At 71.2% G+C, this 3,630-nt stretch carries 2 protein-coding genes; one reads left to right on the top strand and one right to left on the bottom strand.

All coding sequences use genetic code 11. The features are described from left to right. Positions 1 to 29 precede the first annotated feature (29 nt). A complete protein-coding gene (locus tag ACFWOG_RS40075) occupies positions 30 to 971 on the bottom strand; it encodes a heme o synthase (protein ID WP_329876359.1) in 942 nt (313 codons plus the stop codon). 507 nt (positions 972 to 1,478) lie between these two features. Here ACFWOG_RS40075 and tkt point away from each other — a divergent pair. Further along, on the top strand, positions 1,479 to 3,575 hold the full coding sequence (gene tkt / locus ACFWOG_RS40070; protein ID WP_329876361.1) for a transketolase: 2,097 nt from the start codon (positions 1,479 to 1,481) through the stop codon (positions 3,573 to 3,575). Positions 3,576 to 3,630: the final 55 nt, after the last annotated feature.

Here is a 3,630-nt window from a genome sequence, read left to right as displayed (position 1 = left end):
GACCGGGGCCCTTCGGCACGGCGCGGGACTCACTTCACGAAGGGGTCCACCGCGATCACGACGAACAGCAGCGTCAGGTAGGTGATCGACCAGTGGAACAGCCGCATCTCCTTCAGCTTGGCGCCGACCATCCCGGCCTTGGCCCGGGCGTGCAGCGCGTGCGCCTCCTTCAGCCACGCGGCGCCCAGCACCACCGCCGAGACGGGGTAGAGCCAGCTGGTGTCGGCGAGCGGCCAGAGCGCCAGCGAGACGGCCACCATCACCCAGGAGTAGGCGACGATCTGCCTGGCGACGGCCAGGTTGCCCTTGACCACCGGCAGCATCGGCACGCCGGCCCGTGCGTAGTCCTCGCGGACCTTCATCGACAGCGGCCAGTAGTGCGGCGGCGTCCAGAAGAAGATCACCAGGAAGAGCACCAGCGCCGACCAGGAGACCGTGTTGGTGACGGCCGCCCAGCCGACGAAGACAGGCATGCAGCCCGCGATGCCGCCCCAGACGATGTTCTGCGCGGTGCGGCGCTTCAGTCCGAGCGTGTAGACGAACACGTAGAACAGCAGTGCACCCAGCGCGAGCGCCGACGCGAGCCAGTTGACCAGGGCGCCCAGCCAGAGCGTCGACCCGACCGCGAGGGCGATGCCGAAGACCAGCGCCTCGCGCGGCGACACCATGCCGGTCACGAGCGGGCGGCGCTCCGTCCGGGACATCACCGCGTCGATGTCACGGTCGATGTACATGTTGAGGGCGTTGGCGCCACCCGCCGAGAGGTAACCGCCGATGACCACCTTCAGCACCAGCAGCAGGTCCGGAACACCGCGCTGCGCCAGGAACATCACCGGCACGGTGGTGATCAGCAGCAGCTCGATGATCCGCGGTTTGGTCAGTGCGACGAAGGCGCCGACACGGGCCCCGAACGGCCGTTGCGCAGGCGTCGCCCCGGTGACCCCGGCGGGACGGGATTCGACGGCGGTCACTAACACCCCAACTGAAGATGAATCCTCACAGGCGGCCACCGGAACGTTGTTCCCGAATCGTCCGCTCTGCGCGTACCACGCCACCTTAGACGCTCCATATCTCCCCACCGGCCCCGGGGTGCCCCGGCGGGGCGGAACGCACACCGCCGGGTGAACCCGGCCGCCCGGGCCTGGACCGATGCCTCCGGCCCGGTCCGCGGACCCATCCGCAGGGTGACCGCCCGCCACCCGGGCCCCGGAGAGGCGAACCTCCCCAATCCGGGCGAGGGTGGACAAAGGATCCGGCCGTCCGCGGGGAATCGCGGACGGGGAGGGGACGGGGAATGGGGACCAACATGCCTGAGTTGTCCCACCACGGAGGGTGAGCCTCGCCCGGACGGTAGGCTCGCCCAAAGAAGCGGGATCTACCCTCCGTGACCGGCACCACCCAGCGTCCGGCCCCAGCGACGTGGCCGACCCGGTCCCTCACGGGGTCACTCTTCACAATGGAAGGAGCCCTGAGACAGGGTGAGCACGACGCCGAATTCATTCGAGTGGTCCGACCTCGACGAGCGGACGGTCGACACGGCCCGCGTTCTGGCCATGGACGCGGTCCAGAAGGTCGGTAACGGGCATCCCGGGACGGCCATGTCGCTGGCCCCCGCGGCGTACCTGATCTTCCAGCGCTTCCTGCGCCACGACCCGACCGACCCCGCCTGGGTCGGCCGCGACCGGTTCGTCCTCTCTCCGGGACACACCAGCCTGACCCTCTACACCCAGCTCTACTTCTCCGGCTACGGCCTGGAGCTGGACGACCTCAAGGCCTTCCGGGTCGCCGGCAGCCGCACCCCGGGTCACCCGGAGCACGGTCACACCGCGGGCGTCGAGACCACCACCGGCCCGCTCGGCCAGGGCATCGGCAACGCCGTGGGCATGGCGATGGCGGCCCGCTTCGAGCGCGGCCTCTTCGACCCGGACGCCCCGGCCGGCGAGTCGCCGTTCGACCACACCGTCTGGGCCATCGTCTCCGACGGTGACCTGGAGGAGGGCATCTCCGCGGAGGCCTCCTCGCTGGCCGGCCACCAGAAGCTGGGCAACCTGGTCGCGCTCTACGACGACAACCACATCTCGATCGAGGGCGACACCGAGACGGCCTTCTCCGAGGACGTCCTCAAGCGCTACGAGGCGTACGGCTGGCACGTCCAGCGGGTCTCCCCGAAGGCCAACGGCGACATCGACGTGGCGGCGCTCGCCGACGCGCTGGCCGCCGCCAAGGCCGAGACCTCCCGCCCGTCGATGATCGCCATGCGCACGATCATCGCCTGGCCGGCCCCGGACGCCCAGAACACCGCCAAGGCGCACGGCTCCGCGCTCGGCGGCGCCGAGATCGCCGCCACCAAGAAGGTCCTGGGCTTCGACCCGGAGAAGACCTTCGAGGTGAGCGACAAGGTCATCGAGCACGCCCGCCTGGTGATCAAGCGCGGCAAGGCCGCCCGCACCGAGTGGGAGCAGTCGTTCGACGCCTGGCGTGCCGCCCACCCGCAGCGCGCCGCCGAGTTCGACCGCATCGAGGCCGGCGAGCTGCCCGAGGGCTGGAAGAAGGCGCAGCCCGTCTTCGAGGCCGGCAAGGCCGTCGCCACCCGCAAGGCCAGCGGCGAGGCCCTGAAGGCCTTCGGCGCGGTGATCCCGGAGCTGTGGGGCGGCTCGGCCGACCTCGCCGAGTCCAACCTCACCACCATCGACGAGGACAGCTCCTTCCTCCCCGAGGGCAACCCGCTGAAGTCGGCGAGCCCGTACGGCCGGACCATCCACTTCGGCATCCGCGAGCACGCCATGGGTTCGACCATGAACGGCATCGCGCTGCACGGCGGGACCCGCGTCTTCGGCGGCACCTTCCTGGTGTTCGCCGACTACATGCGCCCGGCCGTCCGCCTCGCCGCGCTGATGAAGCTGCCGGTCACCTACGTGTGGACGCACGACTCCATCGGCCTCGGCGAGGACGGCCCGACCCACCAGCCGGTCGAGCACCTGGCCTCGCTGCGCGCCATCCCGGGCCTGTCCATGGTCCGCCCGGCCGACGCCAACGAGACCGCCGTCGCCTGGCGCACCGTCCTGGAGCGTCACAGCAGCCACCCCGGCCCGGTCGGCCTGGCACTCACCCGCCAGAACGTCCCGACCTTCGACCGCACGGTGTTCGGCTCCGCCGAGGGCACCGCGAAGGGCGGCTACGTCCTCGCCGAGGCGTCCACCGGTGACCCGCAGGTGATCCTGCTGGGCACCGGCTCCGAGGTCCAGCTGGCCGTCAGGGCCCGCGAGGTCCTGGAGGCCGAGGGCGTCGCCACCCGCGTCGTCTCGCTGCCGTCCTTCGAGTGGTTCCAGGAGCAGGACCAGGCCTACCGCGACAGCGTGCTGCCGCCCTCGGTCAAGGCCCGCGTCTCGGTCGAGGCCGGCATCGCCCAGGGCTGGCGCGAGCTGGTGGGCGACCACGGCCGGATCGTGTCGCTGGAGCACTTCGGTGCCTCCGCCGACTACCAGGTCCTCTTCGAGGAGTTCGGCCTGACCGCCGAGCGCGTCGTCGCCGAGGCCCACATCGCGCTGCGTTCGCTGGAAGCCGTCAACCGCTGACGGCAGCCGCCGGCCGGGCGCCCCCCCCCACACCCGGCCCCCCGCCCGCACCCCA

It is taken from the genome of Kitasatospora sp. NPDC058406, assembly GCF_042722765.1.
Lineage (GTDB): Bacteria > Actinomycetota > Actinomycetes > Streptomycetales > Streptomycetaceae > Kitasatospora.
The sequence above is the reverse complement of the archived record's forward strand: the minus strand, read 5'-3'. Positions and strand labels throughout refer to the sequence as shown.